Raw genomic sequence first — 21554 nt, 5'->3', positions numbered from 1 at the left:
CCGGCGCGCAGCCCCCGGCAGCATCCCTCGGTGCGCAGCCTCCGCATCCGACTCGCAGCGCTCTTTCCAGCGATCTCACCCAGACGAGGAGACTCATGCATCGCGCCACCAAGATTGTCGCTACTATCGGACCGGCTTCCAGCACGCCGGAGATTCTGCAGCAAATGATTCAGGCAGGAGCCGACGTCGTGCGGCTGAACTTTTCGCACGGCACCGCCGACGACCACCGCCAGCGCGCCGAATTCGTGCGCGAGGCGGCCCGTCATGCCGGCCGCGAAGTCGCCATCATGGCGGACCTGCAAGGCCCGAAGATCCGGGTTGGTAAATTCGAAAACGGCAAGATCATGCTGGTCGCCGGCGAGCCGTTCGTTCTCGACGCCGAATGCGAGCTTGGCAACGAAAGCCGCGCCGGCCTCGACTACAAGGACCTGCCGCGCGATCTGAAGCCGGGCGACGTGCTGCTGCTCAACGACGGCCTGATCGTGCTGGACGTGGCACGCGTGATCGGCAGCGAGATCCACACGATCGTCAAGATCGGCGGCGAGCTGTCGAACAACAAGGGTATCAACCGCCAGGGCGGCGGCCTGTCGGCGCCCGCGCTGACCGCGAAGGACATGGAAGACATCCGCACGGCCATGTCGCTCGGCGTGGATTACGTGGCGGTGTCGTTCCCGAAGAACGCCACTGACATGGAAATGGCGCGCCAGCTGGCGAATATCGCCGGCGCGCCGTACGGCATCAAGCCGAAGATGATCGCAAAGGTCGAGCGCGCGGAAGCGATTCCGGCGCTGCAAGGCATCCTCGACGCCTCGGACGGCATCATGGTCGCGCGTGGCGACCTGGCCGTGGAAGTGGGCAATGCCGCAGTGCCCGCGCTGCAAAAGCGCATGATCCGCATGGCGCGCGAGTCGAACAAGTTCGTGATCACCGCGACCCAGATGATGGAGTCGATGATCCACGCACCGGTGCCGACCCGCGCGGAAGTGTCGGACGTCGCCAACGCCGTGCTCGACGGCACGGACGCGGTGATGCTGTCGGCGGAATCGGCGGCGGGCAAGTACCCGGTGCAGACCATCGAGACGATGGCGGCGATCTGCGTCGAAGCCGAGAAATCGGAGCATTCGGAGCTGGACAAGGATTTCCTCGACCGCACGTTCACGCGCATCGACCAGTCGATCGCCATGGGCGCGCTGTTCACGGCCTACCACCTCGGCGCGAAGGCGATCGTGGCGCTCACCGAATCGGGCTCGACCGCGCTGTGGATGTCGCGTCATTCGACCCACGTGCCGATTTTCGCGCTCACGCCGCGGGTCGGCAGCGAACGGGCCATGGCGCTGTATCGCAACGTGACCTCGCTGCATCTGGACACCAACACCGACCGTGACACCGCGTTGCAACAGGCGTTGGAAACCGTGGTCCGCAAGGGCTATGCATCGCATGGCGACATGGTGGTGCTGACTGTCGGCGAGCCGATGGGCCAGGCCGGCGGTACCAATACGCTGAAGATCGTGCGGGTCGGCGAGCCGTATTGATTCTGCAGCGATCCGCGTGGACCGGAACAAGTGTTGAAGCGCTAATTCCGGTCGACACGGATAGCTCGATCGGTGCGCTCTGCGTGGGGCCAAAGTAAGTGCTTTGCATGGGACCGGAGTAGCGAGCTTTGCATGGGACTGGAGTAACGCGCTAAAGCGCGAACTCCGGTCGACAGCTAAAGCGCTAGCTCTGGCCGACACGTGTTGATTGAACGAAGCAGGTTGTCATGCCCCGCGAGAGGCGGCGCACAGACTCCAATCGCGCATCCGGGGAACATGCGCTTTAGAGACTGGGTGAACGGGTAGGCAGCTTGCTTCGCGTAAAATCGCCCAAAAGATGCCGACGGCACAAGAATTCGTTTCAATCTAAGGAGTTAAGCATGCCTCTCGTATCAATGCGTCAACTGCTGGACCATGCTGCGGAAAACGGCTACGGCCTCCCGGCATTCAACGTGAACAACCTGGAGCAGGTGCAGGCGATCATGGCGGCGGCCGACAAGGTCAACGCACCGGTCATCATGCAGGCATCGGCCGGCGCGCGTAAGTACGCGGGCGAGGCGTTCCTGCGCCACCTGATCGAAGCCGCGATCGAATCGTATCCGCACATCCCGGTCGTGATGCACCAGGATCACGGCCAGTCGCCGGCGGTCTGCATGGCGGCAATCCGCAGCGGCTTCACCAGCGTGATGATGGACGGTTCGCTCGAAGCCGACGGCAAGACGGTCGCTTCGTACGAGTACAACGTCGAAGTGTCGCGCAAGGTCGTGGAAGCCGCGCACTCGATCGGCGTCACGGTGGAAGCGGAACTGGGCGTGCTCGGTTCGCTGGAAACCATGAAGGGCGACAAGGAAGACGGCCACGGCGCGGAAGGCACGATGACCCGCGAGCAACTGCTGACCGATCCGGAGCAGGCCGCCGACTTCGTCAAGCTGACCCAGTGCGACGCACTGGCGATCGCGATCGGCACGTCGCACGGCGCCTACAAGTTCAGCAAGAAGCCCACGGGCGACATTCTGTCGATCCAGCGCATCAAGGAAATCCACCAGCGCATTCCGAACACGCACCTGGTCATGCACGGTTCGTCGTCGGTGCCGCAGGAATTGCTCGCGGAAATCCGCGAATTCGGCGGCGACATGAAGGAAACGTACGGCGTGCCGGTCGAGGAAATCCAGGAAGGCATCAAGCACGGCGTGCGCAAGGTCAACATCGACACCGACCTGCGTCTGGCAATCACCGGCGCGATCCGCCGCTACATGGCGACCAACCCGGGCAAGTTCGATCCGCGCGATTATCTGAAGCCGGCGCGCGAAGCGGCGATGAAAATCTGTATCGAGCGTTACACGCAATTCGGGTGCGAAGGCCAGGCCGGCAAGATCAAGCCGGTTTCGCTTGATAAAATCGCGGAGAAGTACAAAGCAGGCGAGCTCGCACAAGTCGTCCGCTAAGCCGGCGCCCGGGCCGGTGCCACGCCATGCGTGTGGCCATCCGGCCAGGTTGTCGTCAGATCGCCGTTCCCGCATCATCCGGGGAACGGCGTTTCCCTTTTGTTCCGGTCACACTTTTTGCCTCACTTTTAGCGAACCACGACGATGTCTACCCTCTACGAATCCACGCTCCGCTCGCTGCCGCTGCTCGGCCGCGGTAAAGTCCGCGACAACTATGCGGTGGGCAACGACCAGTTGCTGATCGTCACGACCGACCGTCTGTCGGCGTTCGACGTCATCATGGGCGAGCCGATTCCGAATAAGGGCCGCGTGCTCAATGAAATGGCGAACTTCTGGTTTGAGAAGCTGAAGCACGTGGTGCCGAATCACCTCACGGGCGTGGCGCCCGAGTCGGTGGTCGCGGCAGACGAAGTCGAGCAGGTCAAGGGCCGCGCGGTGGTGGTCAAGCGCCTCGAGCCGATCCTCGTCGAGGCGGTGGTGCGCGGCTATCTGGCCGGCAGCGGCTGGAAAGACTACCAGGCAACCGGCTCGGTGTGCGGCGTCGAGTTGCCGCCGGGTCTGCAAAATGCGCAGAAGCTGCCCGAGCCGATCTTTACGCCGGCCGCCAAGGCCGAAATGGGCCACCACGACGAAAACATCACGTACAACGAGATGGAGCGCCGCATCGGCACCGAACTGTCGGCCACGATCCGCGACATCTCGATCCGGCTGTACAAGGAAGCCGCGGACTACGCCGCCACGCGCGGCATCATCATCGCGGACACGAAGTTCGAATTCGGTCTCGACAACCACGGCAAGCTGTACCTGATGGACGAAGCGCTGACCGCGGATTCGTCGCGCTTCTGGCCGGCCGACCAGTATCAGGTCGGCACCAACCCGCCGTCGTTCGACAAGCAGTTCGTGCGCGACTGGCTCGAAACCCAGCCGTGGAAGAAAGAGCCGCCGGCGCCGAAGCTGCCCGACGAAGTCGTCACGAAAACGGGCGAGAAGTATCAGGAAGCGCTCGAGCGCCTGACCGGTCACAAGCTCGCGTGATTGCCAGCGCGTGGCCTTTGCGCCGCGATCGAGACACAAGGAAGCCGTAAGATGAGTGAAGCACAAACCGCCCATACGCATGGCGCGCCGGTCGTCGGCGTGCTGATGGGCTCCAGTTCCGACTGGGAAGTCATGAAAAACGCCGTGGCGATTCTGCAGGAATTCGGCGTGCCGTACGAAGCGAAGGTCGTATCCGCGCACCGCATGCCCGACGAAATGTTCGCCTATGCTGAAAGCGCGCGCGAGCGCGGCATTCGCGCGATCATCGCGGGCGCGGGCGGCGCGGCGCATCTGCCGGGCATGCTGGCCGCCAAGACCACGGTGCCGGTGCTCGGCGTGCCGGTGGCAAGCAAGTATCTGAAGGGCGTCGATTCGCTGCATTCGATCGTGCAGATGCCCAAGGGCGTGCCGGTCGCCACCTTTGCGATCGGCGAAGCGGGCGCGGCGAATGCGGCGCTGTTCGCCGTGTCGCTGCTGAGCGGCACGAGCCCGGAGTATGCGGAAAAACTGGCTGCATTCCGCGTGCGCCAGAACGAAGCGGCGCACGCCATGGTGTTGCCGGCGCTGTAAGCGCGCAGGCTGATTGCTTTAAGACGTCCCCCTGTCCGACCCCCGGCCGGGTGCTTGCTGCGGTAGCGCATGCACACCCGGCCGCGACCGACCACTAAGATGAACCCAGACAACACACCGGTTTCACCGATTCTGCCCGGCGCATGGCTTGGCATGGTCGGTGGCGGCCAGCTCGGCCGTATGTTCTGCTTTGCCGCTCAGGCCATGGGCTATCGCGTCGCCGTGCTCGATCCGGACGAAAACAGTCCGGCCGGCGCCGTGGCTGACCGCCATCTGCGCGCGCCTTACGACGACGAAGCGTCGCTGACCGAACTCGCGCGGCTGTGCGCGGCGGTGTCGACCGAATTCGAGAACGTGCCGGCCGCGAGCCTCGATTTTCTCGCCCGCACCACCTTCGTGAGTCCGGCCGGCCGCTGCGTCGCCGTGGCTCAGGACCGCATTGCCGAGAAGCGCTTCATCGCGTCGTCGGGCGTGACCGTGGCGCCGCACGTGGTGATCGAGTCGTCGGATGCGCTGGCCGCGTTGGAGGACGCCAAGCTCGAAGCCGTGCTGCCCGGCATTCTCAAGACCGCGCGCATGGGCTACGACGGCAAGGGCCAGATTCGCGTGCGCAACGCCGAAGAAGTGCGCGAGGCGCATGCGTCGCTCGGCGGCGTGCCGTGCGTGCTGGAAAAGCGTTTGCCGCTGAAATTTGAAGTGTCGGCGCTGATCGCGCGCTCGGCGAACGGCGCGTCGGTGGTGTATCCGCTCGCGCAGAATACCCATCGCGACGGCGTGCTGTCGCACACCATCGTTCCCGCGCCGGACGCGAGCCCCGCGCTCGTGCAGCAGGCGCAACAGGCCGCCCTGCAAATCGCCGACAAGCTCGGATATGTCGGTGTGCTGTGCGTCGAGTTCTTCATTCTCGAAGACAGCTCGCTGGTGGCCAATGAAATGGCGCCGCGCCCGCACAATTCCGGCCACTACACCGTCGACGCCTGCGCGACCAGCCAGTTCGAGCAGCAGGTGCGCGCCATGACCTGCATGCCGCTGGGCGACACGCGCCAGCATTCGCCGGCAGTGATGCTGAACATTCTCGGCGACGTGTGGTTCCCGGACGGCCCGAAGGGCGCGGCGGTCACGCCGCCGTGGCACGAAGTCGCGGCGATGCCGGCGGCGCGTCTGCATCTGTACGGCAAGGAAGAAGCACGCTGCGGCCGCAAGATGGGCCACGTGAATTTCACGGCGGCGTCGCTCGAAGAAGCCCGCACGGCCGGACGCGATTGCGCGCGGCTGCTGCACATCCTCACGAGCTGACGCGCGCGCCATGCCAGATCGACAGAATCCCGCCGAGGGTGCCGCGAGCGCACTGCCTGTGAGCGCTACGCAGATCGACCATGCGGCGGCGCTGCTCGACGCGGGCGGTCTGGTCGCGTTTCCCACGGAGACGGTGTACGGCCTCGGCGGCGACGCCGAGAATCCCGACGCGGTCGCGCGTATTTACGCGGCGAAGGGCAGGCCGGCGAATCATCCGGTGATCGTGCATCTCGCGCCGCAGGGCGATCCGGGTTACTGGGTCGAGCATTTGCCCGCGGAGGCACAGCGCCTGATCGACGCGTTCTGGCCTGGGCCGCTTACGTTGATCCTGAAGCGCGCCGCGCGCATTCCGGCCGCGGTGAGCGGCGGGCAGGATTCGGTGGGGCTGCGCTGCCCATCGCATCCTGTCGCGCAAGCCTTGCTCGATGCGTTCAGTGCGTTGCGTGGCGGGCACGGCGGGGTGGCGGCGCCATCGGCGAACCGCTTTGGGCATGTCAGCCCGACCACCGCGCAACATGTGCGCGAGGAATTCGGTGACACGATTCACGTGCTGGACGGCGGCGCGTCGGACGTTGGCATCGAGTCGACCATTCTGGATCTGTCGCGCGGCTTTCCGGCGCTGTTGAGACCGGGCCGTGTGACCCCGCAGGATATCGCCGACGTGCTCGGCGAGGCGCCGCGCTTGCCCGACGGTTCGGACGCGACCGCGCCGCGGGCTTCCGGCACGCTGAAGGCGCATTACGCGCCGCGCACGCCGCTGGCGTTATTGCCTTTCGGCGAGCTGGAGCCTTTGCTTGCCGCGCGGGAAGCCGGCGAGCGCGTGGCCTTGGTGGCGCGTTCGTCGCGCGCCGGACATTGGGTCGATGCCGACGGCGTGCATTTCGTCGCCGCGCCGGAAGATCCGCATGTCTATGCGCGTGAACTGTATGGCCTGCTGAGGGCGCTCGACCGCGCGAACGTCACGCGGATTCTGATCGAGAAGCTGCCGGATACGATCGAGTGGATCGCGGTCAATGACCGGCTAGGGCGCGCGGCTGCGGCGTTTGAAGCGCAGGGATAGCGCTTGCGTGCAGAGCCCGGCTGAATCCAGCCGCGTCTTCCATCATCGCAAAGAAAAACGGCGGATCGCCTGATCCGCCGTCTCGCTTGCTGCGTTGCCTGATTACTTGCCCAACCCCGTCGCCGCGATCTGCTGTTGCACGAATTGCGCGAACAACGCATTGGTGTGCGTGCTCGCGTGGACCGTGTCCGCGAAGATGTAGGTCTGGTCAGCGCCAGCCACCGTGTAAGTCTGCGGCGAGCAGAACAGCGACGAGCCGAACTGCTGGCCGTACTGGGCCGGGGTCAACCCGTTCGTTGCGCTCGGATTGGCGGTGGCGTACGCGGTTGCGTTGGCCTGCATTGCCTTCACGTTACACGCCGTGTCGGTGTTGGCCACCGTGAAGCCCAGCGCCTGATAGTTCGCCAACGTTTGATCGAACCACGTGAACGCATCGATCACGATGACTTTACCCGTACCCAGCAGGCCGAGGGCCGTCAGGTTCTGTACCAACAGGTAGTTATACGCCGCGGTGATCCCGGACAGCAGTGCGGCTGCGCCAGGCGAGCTCGCGTTAGCGGTGACACCGAGCGGTGTATTGCCGATGTCTGGCACCGTCGACACCACCACGTGAGTCGCGCCCGCGGCGACGATTTTCTGGACTTGCGCGGCGAGCTGGCTGGCGGCCGTCGCGATCTGCGGGTTGGCCAACTGCTGCAGATAGCCGACGATGAACGCGACCTGGCCTGCCTGCGAGTTCGGCAGTTTGCCGGCCTGCACGAGCAGCGGGTATTGCGTCTGCAGCGCGGTGCCGAGCGCTTGTAGATTGGCAGTGGTCGAGAACTGGAAGATGTCGTTTGCACCGCCGTTCATCAGCACGAGCTGGTTGCCGTTGAAGCTCGTATTCGTGCTCAGGTAGCTGGCCACCTGCGCCACGACCGGGACGGTCGTAGCGGCCATGCTGTTGGGCGCCCAGCCTATACCTTGAGCATTGACGACGTCAGAGCCGCCCTGCGCGTAGCCGAAGCCGCCCGTTGCCACCAGCGGCTGGCCGAAGCCCCCGAGGAACGCCGGTTTTAACGTGTCGCCGTAGTACTCCGCGACCTTCTGCGTCCACACTTCACCCGGGTTGGTCGTGAAGCGGCCACCGCCGAAGTTGCCCTGGATCACCGGCGAATACGTGCCGGCATCCGACAGGCTGTCGCCGAACGAGACGATCTGCAGCTTGACGCCGCCTGCCGGCGTGCTGCTGGAGTTGTTGTTATTGTCGCTACCACCGCCGCAAGCCGCGAGCAGGGCAAACGCCGTGCTGGCCATGGCGATCTGCGTGACGCGCAGCCAATGCTGTTTCCTCGATGCTGTTTGCTTCATGTTGACTACATCTCCTCGTATGTGTGGCCTTTGCGCCATGTGTTGCAGGCAGCGCCCGCCGCGTCGGCGGCGTGACGCCAGCTTACAGAATCTTCTACGGTCTGCGCGTTGTTTGCATCGCCGCCGTATGGTCTTCATTCACGCGAACGTCACCGCCCGAATGCCTGTTTGCCGCTCCATCCGCTCCATCAGCACCGGCTGAACCGAGCGAGCCGGCCGCCAGTCGCGCGTGATAGTCCGCGGCCCATGCGGGCGGCGCAAACAGCGCGCGCCACTTGTTGCGCCAGCCGCGCACGCTCGCGAAGTCGCGGGCCATCGACGCCCATTCGTGAAACGTCGCCTTCAGTGGGTTGTAAGTGTGAAGCGGTTCGACGATGCCGTACACCGGTGCGTCGCGCAGATCTTCTTCGACGTAGCTGCCGAACAGGCGATCCCAGATCACCAGCACGCCCGCATAGTTGCGATCGATATAGCGGTCGTTGCGCGCATGGTGCACGCGATGAATCGACGGCGTGTTGACCACATATTCGAGCCAGCCGAGCTTGCCGATGGCCTGCGTATGCACGAAAAACTGAAAGCCGAGATTGATCAGCACGATCGCGACGATCTGCTTTGGCGGAAAGCCGAGCACGGCCAGCGGAATCCAGAACAGCCACATGCCCGCGATCGGATACATCAGGCTCTGGCGGAACGCGGTCGAAAAATTCATGCGCTCCGACGAGTGATGCACGACATGCGCGGCCCACAGCCAGCGCACGCGGTGGCTGCAACGGTGAAACACGTAATAGAGCAGATCCTGAGCGACGAACAGCACGACGAACGATACCCAGTTCGCCTGCCACGTGGTGACGCGATAGTGATCGTAGAAGAACGCGTAGACCGGGATGATGGCGAGCCACGCGACTTTGTCCGCGGCCTGCTGCATCAACGCGAGCCCCGCATTGCAGAGCGTGTCGCGCCAGCTATAGATTTGCGCGCCCGGCCGCGTGCGCCTCAGATGCCACGCCTCCCAGCCGATGCATGCGAGAAAGACTGGCGCCATGGCGAGCAGCAGCAATTCGGCATCGAATTGCATGGTGTCTTCCTCCGTGGTCCCTGACCGCCGCGCGCTGCGCGGCGGGTGTTGTCGTTATCGTTCGGGCGGACTGCAACGGGTGCACGGCTCGTGCGTTCCCTATGGCGTTTTACGCGCGCCTCAAACACTGCCCGACAGCGTACACGCTTAGGAACGTTGCGGTGCGCGGCTTCGCTAGAAGGAACCCTCAGTGGGCGCCGCGCTTGTGCGGGTTTTTCCTGGGCTTGCTGGCGCGCGGTTCGGCGACGGAATCGGCAACCTTGGTGAAGCCCTGAGACGGCCCCTGATACACCCATTCGAGCAGCGCGTCGTGCGCGGCGCGCGCGGCTTCCGAATGCGGGTCGTTGATGAGGCTCACGACGATGTAGCTGTTGCCGTCCGCCGAGGCCACATAGCCGGCGATCGCGCGCACGTCGCGCAAGGTGCCGGTCTTGATGTGCGCGTTGCCGCCCGCGCCGTCGTTGGTCAGGCGGTTGCGCATCGTGCCGTCGACACCCGCGATCGGCAACGACTCCACGAACACCTGCGCGAGCGGGCTCGCATTGGCTCGCTGCAGCAGATCGGCGAGCGCGAGCGCGGTTACATGCTCGTCGCGCGACAGGCCCGAACCGTTGTCGAGCGTCAGGGATTCCATGTCGATGCTGTCGCGGCGCAGAAATGCCTTGATCGCGCGCGCGGATTTCGCGGGCGTGGCCGGCGGCTGGTCCTCGGTGGCGCCGATGGTCAGGAACAGATTGCGCGCCATCGTGTTGTTGCTGAACTTGTTGATGTCGCGAACGATGTCCGACAGCACCGGTCCCTGGTGTGTCGCAACCAGCCTGGCGCCGGCGGGCACGGCGCCGTCGCGCGTCGTGCCATTGAACGTGCCGCCGGTTTGCTGCCACAGCGCGAGAAAGCCGCCCGCAAAAAACGCGCTGTGATCGAGCACCGCCACGTTGATCGTGCGCGGGCCGCAGCGCTCCGAATACTCGCCGCTGAACGAGGCCACGACCTTGCCGTTCGGCTGTGGCGTGACGGTGGGCGACACGGTGGCCGCGTCCCCGCGGCACGGGCCGTTCACGGCGTGCATCTGATTGTCGATCTGCAACTGGCTGAGCGCCGGCAGCACGTCGATCGCCACGCTGCCGTCGGGCGACGGCGTCAGCGTGAACGACAGCGATTTGAACGCGTACAGCAGCGGATCGGGGCCGACGTTGTACGGCGCGGTGCTGTCGTCGTCGAACGGCGGCAGGTCGCGCGTGGAAGGGTCGAAATAGCGCTTGTCGAGCACCAGCGCGCCGTCGATGCCGGTGATGCCCGCCTTGTGGATTTTCTGCACCAGGTCGATCAGCTCTTCAGGCACGAGCTTCGGATCGCCCGTGCCCTGAATGTAGAGATTGCCGTGCAGCACGCCGTTGGCGTCGATGGTGCCGTCCGCGTAGGCGCTCGTGCGCCAGCGGTAGTCGGGCCCGAGAATCGACAGGCCCGAGTAGGTGGTGACGAGCTTCATCGTCGAGGCGGGCATCATCGGCTTGACGGCGTTCAGCGCGACGATCGGCGTGCGGTCGCCGACTTTCTCCACTACCACGCTGATCGACGACAGGGGCACGTGCGCGCGCTGCAAGCCCACCATCACCGGTTGCGGCAATACAGTGGTGACGTTGACCGCCGGATGCTTGGCCTTGAGGCGAGCCTGCGCGGCGAGCGGCAGCGATGCGCCGCAGCCGAGTGCGGCACAGGCGAGCAGCCAGGCGGCCGCACGCGGAGCGAACCGGCGAGGCAGGGAAGTGGCGCAATGCGGGGAGGCGGGAGATGAGCGTGAGCGCGACGGGAGCTGGGACAGCCTGCGTGCGAGAGAAGACAGAAAAGCGTGCGTCATGAACGGGCGAAAAAGCAAAATATCAGGGCGTGGGGCACGCTTCGCGCGAAATCCCGCGAACGGACGCGGCAATTCAGGCGACACCGGCACAGCGCGCTGCGGGCGGACCGATCCGGCCCGGCGCCGGCCGCGCGACGCAAAGCGCTCATTGTAGAGACATGCCGCGAGGCTGCGGTGGAAAAAGCGCCACGCGGCGCGCACGACGGGGGCGGGCGCTAGAATGCGGCATCATCGAACGTTTTGGAATGAAGAACCATGCGCATCTTGCTAGTCGAAGACGACCGGATGATCGCGGAAGGCGTGCGCAAGGCGCTGCGCGGCGAAGGCTTCGCGGTCGACTGGGTGGAAGACGGCGAAGCGGCGCTCAGCGCGGCGTCCAGCCAGCCTTACGATCTCGTGCTGCTCGACCTCGGCCTGCCCAAGCGCGACGGTCTCGACGTGCTGCGCACGCTGCGCGCGCGCAGTCTCGCGATGCCGGTGCTGATCCTCACCGCGCGCGATGCGGTGGCCGATCGCGTCAAGGGCCTCGACGCCGGCGCTGACGATTACCTTGTCAAGCCTTTCGATCTCGACGAACTCGGCGCCCGCATGCGCGCGCTGATCCGGCGTCAATCCGGACGCAGCGACTCGACCATCCGCCTCGGCAACCTGACGCTCGACCCCGCGTCGCACCAGGTCACGCTCGACGGCTCGCCGGTCGCCTTGTCGGCGCGCGAATTCGCGCTGCTCGAGGCGCTGCTCGCGCGGCCGGGCGCGGTGCTCTCGAAGAGCCAGCTCGAAGAAAAAATGTACGGCTGGGGCGAGGAGATCGGCAGCAATACCGTCGAGGTCTACATTCACGCGCTGCGCAAGAAGCTCGGCGCCGATCTGATCCGCAACGTGCGCGGCCTCGGCTACATGATCGCGAAGGACGCCTGAGCCAATGCGTTCGATTCGCCGTCAATTGCTGGTCTGGCTGCTGGCGCTGGTGCTGCTCGGCGTCGGTATCGCGGGTTGGCTGATCTACCGGCAAGCGCTTGCCGAAGCCAACGAACTCTTCGATTACCAGTTGGAACAGATCGCCGCGGCGCTGCCGTCGGAACCGTTCTCGCAGGTGCTCGGTTCGCGCGATACCGGCGACGAGGGCATCGTGCTGCAGATCTGGAATCGCAACGGCGTGCTGATGTACTACTCGCGTCCGCGTGCGCCGCTCGCGCCGCGTGCCGAAATCGGCTTTTCCACGGAGCACACCGAGCGCGGCGACTGGCGTGTGTATGGCGCGATCGTCGGCGATAACGTGGTGCAGCTCGCGCAGCCGGTGTCCGTGCGCAACCGCCTCGCGGCGAATGTCGCGCTGCGCACGCTGTGGCCGCTGATCGTGCTGCTGCCGCTGATGGGGCTGGCGGTGTGGGTGATCGTCGGACGCGGGCTGAGGCCGTTGCGGCGCGTGACCAGTGCGCTCGACACGCGTCATCCCGAGGCGCTCGATCCGCTGCCGGACCAGCGCCTGCCGCTCGAAGTGCAGCCGCTCGTGCGCGCGCTGAACGGTCTGCTCGAACGGCTCGCCACCGCGCTCGATATTCAGAAAGCCTTTGTCGCCGACGCCGCGCACGAGTTGCGCACGCCGCTCGCCGCCGTGCAGATTCAGGCGCAACTGGTGGCGCGCGCGAAAGACGAAGCCGGCCGCGGCGAAGCGCTCGCCGATCTGCAAGCGGGGGTGACGCGCGCCACGCGCCTCGCCGAACAGCTGCTCGCGCTCGCGCGCTCCGAACCGGACGGTCTCGCCGCCACCGACATGATCGATCTGCGCGCGCTGCTGCAGGATTGCGTGGTCGCTTATACGCCGCTTGCGGTGAATCGCGGCGTCGATCTCGGCATCGAGGCGACGGAAGCCGCTAGCGTCACCGGCGACGCGGAAGCGCTGCGCGTGCTGTTCAACAACCTCGTGGACAACGCAACCAAATACACGCCGCGCGGCGGACGCGTGGATGTCGCCCTGCATGTCGAGGAAGGGCGCCCGGTGGTGCGCATCGCCGACAGCGGCCCGGGGATCGACCCGGCCGAGCGCGATCGCGTGTTCGATCGTTTCTATCGCGTGGGCGCCGGTGCGAATCGCGCGCGCACCGACGTGGCGGGCAGCGGCCTCGGCCTCGCGATCGTACGCCGCATTGCCATGCAACATCATGCTAGCGTGTCGCTCGACGAGTCGCCGGCGGGCGGCTTGCAGGTCAACGTGCGCTTCTGAAGGAAGGTAAGGTTTTCTGTTCGCAAAGTGGCTTAAACGAGGCTTAACGGGCCCAAGCAGGGCTCGAAAATTGGGGAAAAGCGATCTGTCGCTGCTTAAGACTCTTTTAAGCGATGCCACGTACGCTTCGAGACATCCAAAGTCTCTTTCTCCCAGTCAGGAGTACACGATGAACGCGAAAACCTTGTCCCGCAGCGCTGTTGCAATAGCGGTCGCCGTGGCGCTCTCCGCCGGCTACGTGGCGGGGCATCGCGACGTGCCCACGCCGCAGGTGATCACGCAGGCGCAAGCCGCCGCGTTAATGCCCGCGGAAGCCGCCGCCAAAACCGGCATTCCCGATTTCTCCGGCCTCGTCGAAACCTACGGCCCGGCCGTCGTCAACATCAGCGCGAAGCACGTCGTCAAGCAGACGGCGCTCCGAGGTAACCCCGGCAACGGCGGCGGCAGCCAGTTGCCGATCGACCCGAGCGATCCGTTCTACCAGTTCTACAAGCACTTCTTCGGCGGCATGCCCGGCATGCAGGGCGGCGACGGCGGCGACTCGCCCGATCAGCCGAGCGCGAGCCTGGGCTCGGGATTCATCGTCAGCAGTGACGGCTACATCCTCACCAATGCGCACGTGGTGGACGGGGCGAACGTCGTGACGGTGAAGCTCACCGACAAGCGTGAATTCAAGGCAAAGGTGGTCGGCGCCGACAAGCAGTCCGACGTCGCCGTGCTGAAGATCGACGCCGGCAACCTGCCGACCGTGAAGATCGGCGATCCGCGTCAAAGCAAGGTCGGTCAGTGGGTGGTCGCGATCGGCTCGCCCTACGGTTTCGACAACACGGTGACCTCGGGCATCATCAGCGCGAAGTCGCGCTCGCTGCCGAACGAAAACTACACACCGTTCATTCAGACCGACGTGCCGGTGAATCCGGGCAACTCGGGCGGGCCGCTCTTCAATCTGCAAGGCGAAGTGATCGGCATCAACTCGATGATCTACTCGCAGACGGGTGGCTTCCAGGGTCTTTCGTTCGCGATCCCGATCAATGAAGCGATCAAGGTCAAGGACGATATCGTCAAGACCGGCCACGTGAGCCGCGGCCGTCTCGGCGTCGCGGTGCAGGGCATGAACCAGACGCTCGCCGACTCGTTCGGCATGAAGACGCCGCAAGGCGCGCTGGTCAGCTCGGTCGATCCGGGCGGCCCGGCCGCCAAGGGCGGTTTGCAGCCGGGCGACGTGATCCTGTCGGTGAACGGCGAAGCGGTCAGCGACTCGTCGGATCTGCCCTCGCAGATCGCGGGTCTCGCGCCGGGCAGCTCGGCCACCGTGCAGGTGTGGCGCGACAAGGCGACCAAGGACCTGAAGGTGACCATCGGCTCGCTGTCGGATGCCAAAGTCGCCGCGGACAAGGCCGATCAGCCGGCCCAGCTGCAAGGCCGTCTCGGCGTGGCGGTGCGCCCGCTGACGCCTGAAGAGAAGAGCGGCGCCTCGGTGTCGCACGGTCTGCTGGTGCAGCAATCGGGCGGCGCGGCGGAAAGCGCCGGCATCCAGCCGGGCGACGTGATTCTGGCGGTCAACGGCCGGCCGGTCACGAGCGTGGATCAGCTCAAGCAGATGATCGCCAGCGCCGGCAACAGCATTGCGCTGCTGATCCAGCGCGACAACGCGCAGATCTTCGTGCCGGTCGATCTCGGCTGACAGGCCGCCGGGCCGGCGCTCCGAGCGGGCGTCCGGCTGATCCGTCCACCTGATCCGCTCAACTATGGCAGTCAAGCTTGCCGGTCCGTTGCACTTACTGCCAACGGACCGGCATTTTTTTTGTCTGTGCGCAGGTTTGGAAATAGGGGGCCGTGCGCCGCATGGTGTGGCGCAGCAGCGATTCTTCAGACGACGTTATCCGCCATCTGGCACGCAGGTTGCGTGTCCTTTGATGGTCCCATCGAAAGCCCCCGGCCGGCAGGGCGAGGCAACTCAGTAAGGAGCGAACCGATGAAAACCCAACGCAATCAACGAAGGATCGCAGCCGTCGCAGTCTGCGCGGCGCTGACGCTTGGTCTCGCGGGCGGCGCGTACGCACAGGAGGCGAGCGGCGTCACCGGCGGCAACACCACCGACCAGACCAGCGCGGGCAATGCGAACGGTGGCGGCCTGCCGCAAATCCAGCAACAGGGTGACGTCTCGTTCGTGTCGGGCGGCGTCGGTCTCGACGAATCGACGGCGCTGCGGCAGGCCGAAAGCCAGTGGCCGTTGTCGCTGCGCTTCACGGGCCCCGGTTCGGACTTTCTCGCCGACATTCACGTGCGCGTGGTCGACGCGCACGACAGCGACGTGCTGAGCGCCACGTCGCGCGGGCCGTACATGCTGGTCAAGCTGCGGCCGGGCCGTTACACGGTGCATGCGCAGTACAAGGATCGCGACCAATCCAGATCGGTGACGATCCCGGCCAAGGGCTCAACCAAGGCCGCTTTTTACTGGAACACGCAGTAAGCGCCGCGCCGTTGCGCGTGCGGTCCCGTGGGTGAGACCGCACGCCGTGCAGGAAGGCCGCGCAATCCATCAGACTTTGGCTGATAATGAAGCCACGGGCGCGCCCCGTGGCTTGACTGTTTGCACGACCGCACACCATCACGGAGCCGTGACATGAGCGATGCCTCCACCCCTCACATAAGCCCTGGCGCAGGCACGGGCGGGCACACTGTCGCGGTCTCGGGCAACCGTCACCGGGTGCGCGTGATACACGGGGGCGTGACCATGGCCGATACTCAGGCAGCGCTCACGCTCACCGAAACCGGCATGCCTGACGTGTTCTATTTTCCGCGCGCGGACGTGAACATGGCCCGGCTCGAACGCTCCCCGCACACTTCGCACTGCCCGTTCAAAGGCGAGGCGTCGTACTTTCATTTGCGCACCGAAGACGGGCTGATCGAAAACGCCGTGTGGAGCTACGAAACGCCGCTCGAGCCGCTCAACAAGATCAAAGGGTATCTCGCGTTTTACGCATCGCGCGTCGACCGCATCGATCAGACGTCCTGATCCCGCTGTCACGCGTTTATCGGGGAGGCTGCCATGGAACTGAACCACGCGTTACGGATTCCGCTTGCGCCGTCCGACGTCTGGGAGGCGTTGCAAGATCTTGCGCTGTTGCGCGCCAGCCTCGACAACTGCGAGTCGTTCACGCGCCTCGCTCACGGCGAATATGCGCTGACCATGACGGTGCCGCTCGGCCCGTTGCGCGCGCATTACGCGGCGCGCGCCCATGTGGCGGGCCAGGATTCCGGGCCCGCCGACGCACAGCGCCGCACCATCAACTTCAAGGCCCGCGCCGAGGGGATCGGCGCATTGCGCGGGCAGATCGAAGTGCGCCTGCGCGCGGACGAGAGCGCGCTTGCCGCGGGCAAGGAGCGCGGCACACGGATTGATTACACGATCTGGGCGACTTCTTCCGGGCCGCTCGCCGAATTGCCGACGCGTCAGCTCGAAAACGCGCTGCGTCATCTGGCCGACGACTTTTTCACCGAATTCGACGCAGTGGTGCGCGCCAAGCATGGCCAGGGCCCGAATCGCGCGCGCAGTTCGGCGGTGCGCCGCCAGCATGTGTTTCTGCGGCCTATCACGCTTGGTGGCATGGCGCGCCGGGTGCGCACGGATCACGGCAGCGCGCTGACCGGTCGTGCGGCGAGCGCGTCGCATGGTGCCGCGCAAGGTGTCTCGCATGGCGTGTCACGTCACGAACCGAGTCCGCACGCCGTGCCGAATTGGGCGTGGGCGGCGATGATCTTTCTGGTAGCGCTGCTGCTGTATGTCGCGCGCTGGATCAGCGAGCACTGATTATTCTGTTTCGTTCCGGCATGGGCCTGACGGTTGTAGCGTCGGCGCGACTACGAAATCCTGGTGACCTGCTACGAAAGGCCGTCGATAAGGTTGGTCAAGCGGTGCGGCTCGCACGCCGTTCCGCCTCGCCGACCACTCTCACACGCCACGAAACTCACGCCGCCACGCGGATGGCGACGTGCGGAACGCTTGCGCGAAATGTTGCCGCAGCGAAGCGGTCGAGCCGAACCCCGCCAGTCCCGCGATCGCTTCCACCGGTTCGTCGGTGCTTTCCAGCAAATGCTGCGCGCGAGCGAGCCGCTGCGCCAGCAGCCATGCGCCGACGGTCGCGCCGGTGGCGAGCCGGAAACGTCGCGTGAACGTGCGGCGGCTCATCAACGCGCGGTCGGCGAGCGTGTCGAGCGTATGCGGTACGTCCAGATTGCCGCTCACCCAATCGAGCAGGCCCGACAGCCGGTCGCCCCGCACATTCGGCGGCATGGGCTGCTGAACAAACTGCGCCTGGCCGCCTTGCCGGTGCGGCGATACCACCAGTCTGCGCGCCACATGGTTGGCCACCTGCGCGCCGCAAATCTTGCGCATCACATGCAGACAGCAATCGAGTCCGGCGGCGGTGCCGGCCGAGGTCAGCACGTTGCCGTCGTCGACATAAAGGACGTCGGGGTCGAGCCGGACGCGCGGATAGCGGCGCGCGAAGTCGTCGGCCCACGCCCAATGGGTCGACGCCGGACGGCCGTCGAGAATGCCGGCCGCGGCCAGCACAAACGCGCCAAGGCACAGCCCGACCAGTTGCGCGCCGCGCGCATGGGCGGCGCGCAGGGCGTCGAGCAGCGCGGCGGGCGGTGTTTCAGCGGGATCGCGCCAACTCGGCACGATGATCGTACCGGCGTCGGCTAGCGCTTCGAGTCCATGCGTGACGGCGATGGAAAAACCCGCGGTGGTGGTTAGCACGCCCGTTTCGGCGGCGCAGACGCGGAAGTCGAATTCCGGCACGCCGCCGCCGCTGCGGTCCTCGCCGAACACCACACATGGCACGGAAAGATGAAACGGACTGATACGGTCGAACGCGACCACTGCGACGACATGGCGGGGTGCAGCGTCGTGCGCGGCGCCGGAGGCGGCGGGTGTTGCCATCAGTCACCTCGTGAAAGCCGATGATGGCCCGATTCTAGCGAATCTTGTCATTCGGGTCGCTGTCGTGGAAATGGCGGGGAGGGAACAATGCAGTCATCGCCGCTGCCCGTGCGGGGCAAATCCGCAGCGGGGCGTGCAGAGCGACGCTATCCCTTGATCCGAACCAGGAGTCTTGCCATGACCACACCGCGCCGTGCGCTGATTGTTATCGATGTGCAAAACGAATACGTGAGCGGCGATTTGCCGATCGAATATCCGGAGGTGCAGAGCTCGCTCGCCAACATCGGCCGCGCGATGGATGCGGCGCGGGCCACCGGCGTGCCGGTGGTGGTCGTGCAGAATTTCGCGCCGGCCGGCTCGCCGCTGTTCGCGCGCGGCAGCGCGGGCGCGGAGTTGCATCCAGTAGTGAGCTCCCGTGCTCACGATCATTACGTGGAGAAATCGCTGCCGAGCGCTTTCACGGACACGGATCTGGCTGACTGGCTGGCCGCGCGCCAGATCGACACGCTGACGGTCACCGGCTACATGACGCACAACTGCGACGCATCGACGATCAACCACGCGGTTCACTCGGGGCTGACGGTGGAATTCCTGCATGACGCGGCAGGCTCGGTGCCGTATGAGAACAGCGCGGGCTTCGCCAGCGCGGAGGACATCCACCGGGTATTCAGCGTGGTGCTGCAGTCGCGCTTCGCGGCGGTGGCGAGCACCGACGCGTGGCTGGCGGCCGTGGCGAGCGGCACGCCGCTGGAACGAGGCAATATCTATGCGTCGAATCAGAAGGCGCGCGCTGCGCGTGCCGCTGCCTGATATATATAGGTGGGGCGGATGCCGCGGCGCGGGCCGCGGCTCGCTAGACGGGCCGCTGAGCGCCGAACGCGCGCTGCGCATGCCCCTTGCGCAGCGCCGGGCTCAGCCTCAGCGCGTCGATCATGCCTTCGACCATCTGCGCGGCGTGCGCGCCGAAATCCGTGGCGTCGGGCAGGAACAGCATGTCGCGCAGCGAGCCGGTGACGAAGGCATGCATCATGGCCGCCGCCAGCTTCGAATCGAGATCGGCGGGCATCTGCCCCTTGGACATGGCATTGCGCAAACCGCCTTCGATCTTCGCGAGTCCTTCGCGCATGTTGGTCTGGTAACGGAGCATGACCGGACCCATTTCCTCGACCAGCTCGCATTTCAGAAACAGAATGTCGAACACGCGCCGGCGACGCGGATCGGTGGCGGTGTCGCGCAGGCAGACCGTGCAGATTTCCATCACGCGCCCGAGCGGATCCGGCTCGTTAGGGTCCAGCGTCGCGGCGATGAGCTCGTCCATAGGCAGCAGCACGCGGTCGAACATTTCCGTAAACAGATCGCTCTTGTGCGCGAAGTGCCAGTAGATCGCACCGCGTGTGACACCCGCGGCCTGCGCGATGTCGGCGAGCGACGTGCGCGAAACCCCCTTCTCGAAAAAGACCCGTTCGGCCGCGTCGAGGATGCTGTTGCGCGTCTCCTGCGCCTCTTCTTTGGTTCTTCTGACCATGTGGAATGACCTGCCCTGATTGTGGGGTTTTCCCGGGTATTTTTAAGTGCGCCCAGTGACATTCTGTCTGCCGTCAGGCAAATGACGAAGCGTTCTTGCGGGCCCCTTCCCCCAAGAGCGATAAATGTACTTTTACATGCATTCATGAATGTATATATAATAGCACCCCAGATCGGATAGCCCAAGCTGTGACGACCGGTTAATATCCGTCACTGTTGCCTTTCAAATCGCTATTTGCGTCGTGCCCGTCGGGCGGCGCCGTGCGGCATCTCCTCCGGTATGGCGCATTTCGCTCCGGTTGCCTGGCAGGTTCGGTTTGCATCCACGGGCATCAGGTCAAGCGTCGCAAGACGCATGTGTGCGCTGTCGTCCCCGGGGTAGGGATGCGCGCACTTTTTCATTCTCAGTCTTTGACAGAGGTCGCTCCATGCGCGTCGAACGGATTCCATTCCGCTTAATCAGTGCCGCGACGGCTGCCGTATTGCTGGCAGCGTGCGGACCAAAACAATCTGCCCCGCCGCAACAAACGCCCGAGGTCGCCATCATCACGGTTCAGCCGACCACGGTGCCGGTCGTCACTGAATTGCCGGGCCGTACCAATGCGTTCCTCGTCGCGCAGGTGCGTGCGCGGGTTGACGGCATCGTGCTGCGCCGCGAATTCGTCGAAGGCAGCCTCGTCAAGGCCGGCCAGCGCCTGTACAAGATCGATCCGGCGCCGTATATCGCCGCGCTGAACAGCGCCAAGGCTTCGCTTGCCAAGGCGCAGGCGAACCTCGCCTCGACCACCGCGCAGGCGAACCGCTACAAGGTGCTGGTCGCGGCCAATGCGGTCAGCAAGCAGGACTACGACAACGCCGTCGCATCGGAAGGACAGGCCGCGGCAGACGTCGCGTCGGGCAAGGCCGCCGTGGATACCGCACAGATCAATCTCGGCTATACCGACGTGATCTCGCCGGTGACCGGCCAGGTCGGCATTTCCCAGGTTACGCCGGGGGCGTACGTGCAGGCGAGCGCGGCCACGCTGATGTCGACGGTTCAGCAACTGGATCCGGTCTACGTGGACCTGACGCAATCGAGTCTCGACGGGCTCAAGCTGCGCCGCCAGATGCAGGAAGGGCGTCTGAAGACGAACGGTCCGGACGCCGCCAAGGTCACGCTGATCCTTGAAGACGGCCGTGCCTATTCGGAGCAGGGCAAGCTGCAGTTCACCGACGTGACGGTCGACCAGGGCACCGGCTCGGTCACGGTTCGCGCGATCTTCCAGAACAAGGACCGCGTGCTGCTGCCGGGCATGTTCGTGCGCGCGCGCATCGACGAAGGCGTGAACGACCGCGCGATCGTCGTGCCGCAAACGGGCATTACGCACGATCCAAAGGGTCAGCCGACCGCGCTCGTCGTCGACGAACACAACAAGGTCACGGTGCGTCAGCTCGTCACCGGGGCGACCTACGGTGCGAACTGGGTGGTCGAGAGCGGCCTGAACCCGGGCGATCGCGTGATCGTGCTCGGTACCGACAAGGTGCGTCCGGGCATGACGGTCAAGACGGTCCCCGCGCCGGCGCCCGCCGCCGACGCGGCGGCTAGCGGTGCACAGGTGGCACAGACTGCCTCTGCTGCATCGGCCGCGCAATAA

At 65.3% G+C, this 21554-nt stretch carries 19 protein-coding genes; 14 read left to right on the top strand and 5 right to left on the bottom strand.

Annotated elements, in window-relative coordinates; translation table 11 throughout:
• Window positions 1–95 precede the first annotated feature (95 nt).
• The 6 genes from pyk to A6V37_RS01320 all read left to right on the top strand — a co-directional run bounded on the left by pyk (window position 96) and on the right by A6V37_RS01320 (window position 6938).
• On the top strand, window positions 96–1532 hold the full coding sequence (gene pyk / locus A6V37_RS01345; protein ID WP_064268922.1) for a pyruvate kinase: 1437 nt from the start codon (window positions 96–98) through the stop codon (window positions 1530–1532).
• 380 nt (window positions 1533–1912) lie between these two features.
• Entirely contained in the window at window positions 1913–2977 is a 1065-nt protein-coding gene (fba, locus tag A6V37_RS01340) for a class II fructose-bisphosphate aldolase (RefSeq protein ID WP_064268761.1), read from the top strand.
• A 144-nt stretch (window positions 2978–3121) separates the two neighbouring features.
• Window positions 3122–4012, top strand: a complete 891-nt coding sequence (locus tag A6V37_RS01335; protein WP_064268760.1) for a phosphoribosylaminoimidazolesuccinocarboxamide synthase — start codon at window positions 3122–3124, stop codon at window positions 4010–4012.
• A 51-nt stretch (window positions 4013–4063) separates the two neighbouring features.
• On the top strand, window positions 4064–4582 hold the full coding sequence (gene purE / locus A6V37_RS01330) for a 5-(carboxyamino)imidazole ribonucleotide mutase (RefSeq protein ID WP_064268759.1): 519 nt from the start codon (window positions 4064–4066) through the stop codon (window positions 4580–4582).
• A gap of 99 nt (window positions 4583–4681) precedes the next feature.
• The gene (locus A6V37_RS01325) at window positions 4682–5878 is read left to right on the top strand and encodes a 5-(carboxyamino)imidazole ribonucleotide synthase (protein ID WP_064268758.1); all 1197 of its coding nucleotides are present in this window, start codon (window positions 4682–4684) and stop codon (window positions 5876–5878) included.
• Window positions 5879–5888: 10 nt separating this feature from the next.
• The gene (locus A6V37_RS01320; RefSeq protein WP_064268757.1) at window positions 5889–6938 is read left to right on the top strand and encodes an L-threonylcarbamoyladenylate synthase; all 1050 of its coding nucleotides are present in this window, start codon (window positions 5889–5891) and stop codon (window positions 6936–6938) included.
• Between the two features lie 102 nt (window positions 6939–7040).
• Here A6V37_RS01320 and A6V37_RS01315 read toward each other — a convergent pair whose 3' ends face one another.
• The 3 genes from A6V37_RS01315 to dacB all read right to left on the bottom strand — a co-directional run bounded on the left by A6V37_RS01315 (window position 7041) and on the right by dacB (window position 11221).
• Window positions 7041–8288, bottom strand: coding sequence for an SGNH/GDSL hydrolase family protein (locus A6V37_RS01315; RefSeq protein ID WP_064268756.1), 1248 nt, complete (start codon window positions 8286–8288; stop codon window positions 7041–7043).
• Window positions 8289–8382: 94 nt separating this feature from the next.
• Window positions 8383–9363, bottom strand: a complete 981-nt coding sequence (locus tag A6V37_RS01310; RefSeq protein WP_064268755.1) for a sterol desaturase family protein — start codon at window positions 9361–9363, stop codon at window positions 8383–8385.
• Between the two features lie 187 nt (window positions 9364–9550).
• Window positions 9551–11221, bottom strand: a complete 1671-nt coding sequence (gene dacB, locus A6V37_RS01305; RefSeq protein WP_064268921.1) for a D-alanyl-D-alanine carboxypeptidase/D-alanyl-D-alanine endopeptidase — start codon at window positions 11219–11221, stop codon at window positions 9551–9553.
• Window positions 11222–11476: 255 nt separating this feature from the next.
• On the opposite strand from dacB, the gene A6V37_RS01300 reads away from it, so the two are divergent.
• From A6V37_RS01300 to A6V37_RS01275, 6 genes are all read left to right on the top strand, one after another.
• Complete coding sequence (locus A6V37_RS01300; protein WP_064268754.1) at window positions 11477–12139, top strand: response regulator; 663 nt, start codon at window positions 11477–11479, stop codon at window positions 12137–12139.
• Window positions 12140–12143: 4 nt separating this feature from the next.
• A complete protein-coding gene (locus A6V37_RS01295; RefSeq protein ID WP_064268753.1) occupies window positions 12144–13445 on the top strand; it encodes an ATP-binding protein in 1302 nt (433 codons plus the stop codon).
• A gap of 169 nt (window positions 13446–13614) precedes the next feature.
• Window positions 13615–15129 carry a DegQ family serine endoprotease gene (locus A6V37_RS01290; RefSeq protein ID WP_064268752.1) on the top strand — a complete coding sequence of 505 codons (1515 nt, stop codon included), beginning with the start codon at window positions 13615–13617 and terminating at the stop codon, window positions 15127–15129.
• Window positions 15130–15420: 291 nt separating this feature from the next.
• Window positions 15421–15918 (top strand): hypothetical protein, encoded by a 498-nt coding sequence (locus tag A6V37_RS01285; protein ID WP_064268751.1) that lies wholly within the window; start codon window positions 15421–15423, stop codon window positions 15916–15918.
• A gap of 153 nt (window positions 15919–16071) precedes the next feature.
• A complete protein-coding gene (locus A6V37_RS01280) occupies window positions 16072–16464 on the top strand; it encodes a DUF427 domain-containing protein (protein WP_064268750.1) in 393 nt (130 codons plus the stop codon).
• A 33-nt stretch (window positions 16465–16497) separates the two neighbouring features.
• Entirely contained in the window at window positions 16498–17259 is a 762-nt protein-coding gene (locus A6V37_RS01275) for an SRPBCC family protein (protein WP_064268749.1), read from the top strand.
• Between the two features lie 141 nt (window positions 17260–17400).
• On the opposite strand, the gene A6V37_RS01270 is transcribed toward A6V37_RS01275, so the two are convergent.
• Window positions 17401–18396: a helix-turn-helix domain-containing protein gene (locus A6V37_RS01270; protein ID WP_064268748.1), complete on the bottom strand. Its 996-nt coding sequence runs from the start codon at window positions 18394–18396 to the stop codon at window positions 17401–17403.
• A gap of 177 nt (window positions 18397–18573) precedes the next feature.
• Between A6V37_RS01270 and A6V37_RS01265 the strand changes: the two genes are divergently transcribed.
• Entirely contained in the window at window positions 18574–19206 is a 633-nt protein-coding gene (locus tag A6V37_RS01265; RefSeq protein WP_064285698.1) for a cysteine hydrolase family protein, read from the top strand.
• A gap of 43 nt (window positions 19207–19249) precedes the next feature.
• Here the strand turns inward: A6V37_RS01265 and A6V37_RS01260 are convergent, their stop codons facing one another.
• Window positions 19250–19921, bottom strand: coding sequence for a TetR family transcriptional regulator (locus A6V37_RS01260; protein WP_064268746.1), 672 nt, complete (start codon window positions 19919–19921; stop codon window positions 19250–19252).
• A 427-nt stretch (window positions 19922–20348) separates the two neighbouring features.
• Between A6V37_RS01260 and A6V37_RS01255 the strand changes: the two genes are divergently transcribed.
• A complete protein-coding gene (locus A6V37_RS01255) occupies window positions 20349–21554 on the top strand; it encodes an efflux RND transporter periplasmic adaptor subunit (protein WP_064268745.1) in 1206 nt (401 codons plus the stop codon).

Origin of the sequence: Paraburkholderia ginsengiterrae, assembly GCF_001645125.1 — a bacterium.
In the GTDB taxonomy this organism is placed as follows: domain Bacteria; phylum Pseudomonadota; class Gammaproteobacteria; order Burkholderiales; family Burkholderiaceae; genus Paraburkholderia; species Paraburkholderia ginsengiterrae.
Note: the sequence above shows the minus strand (reverse complement) of the source record. Positions and strands in the feature narration are given on the sequence as shown.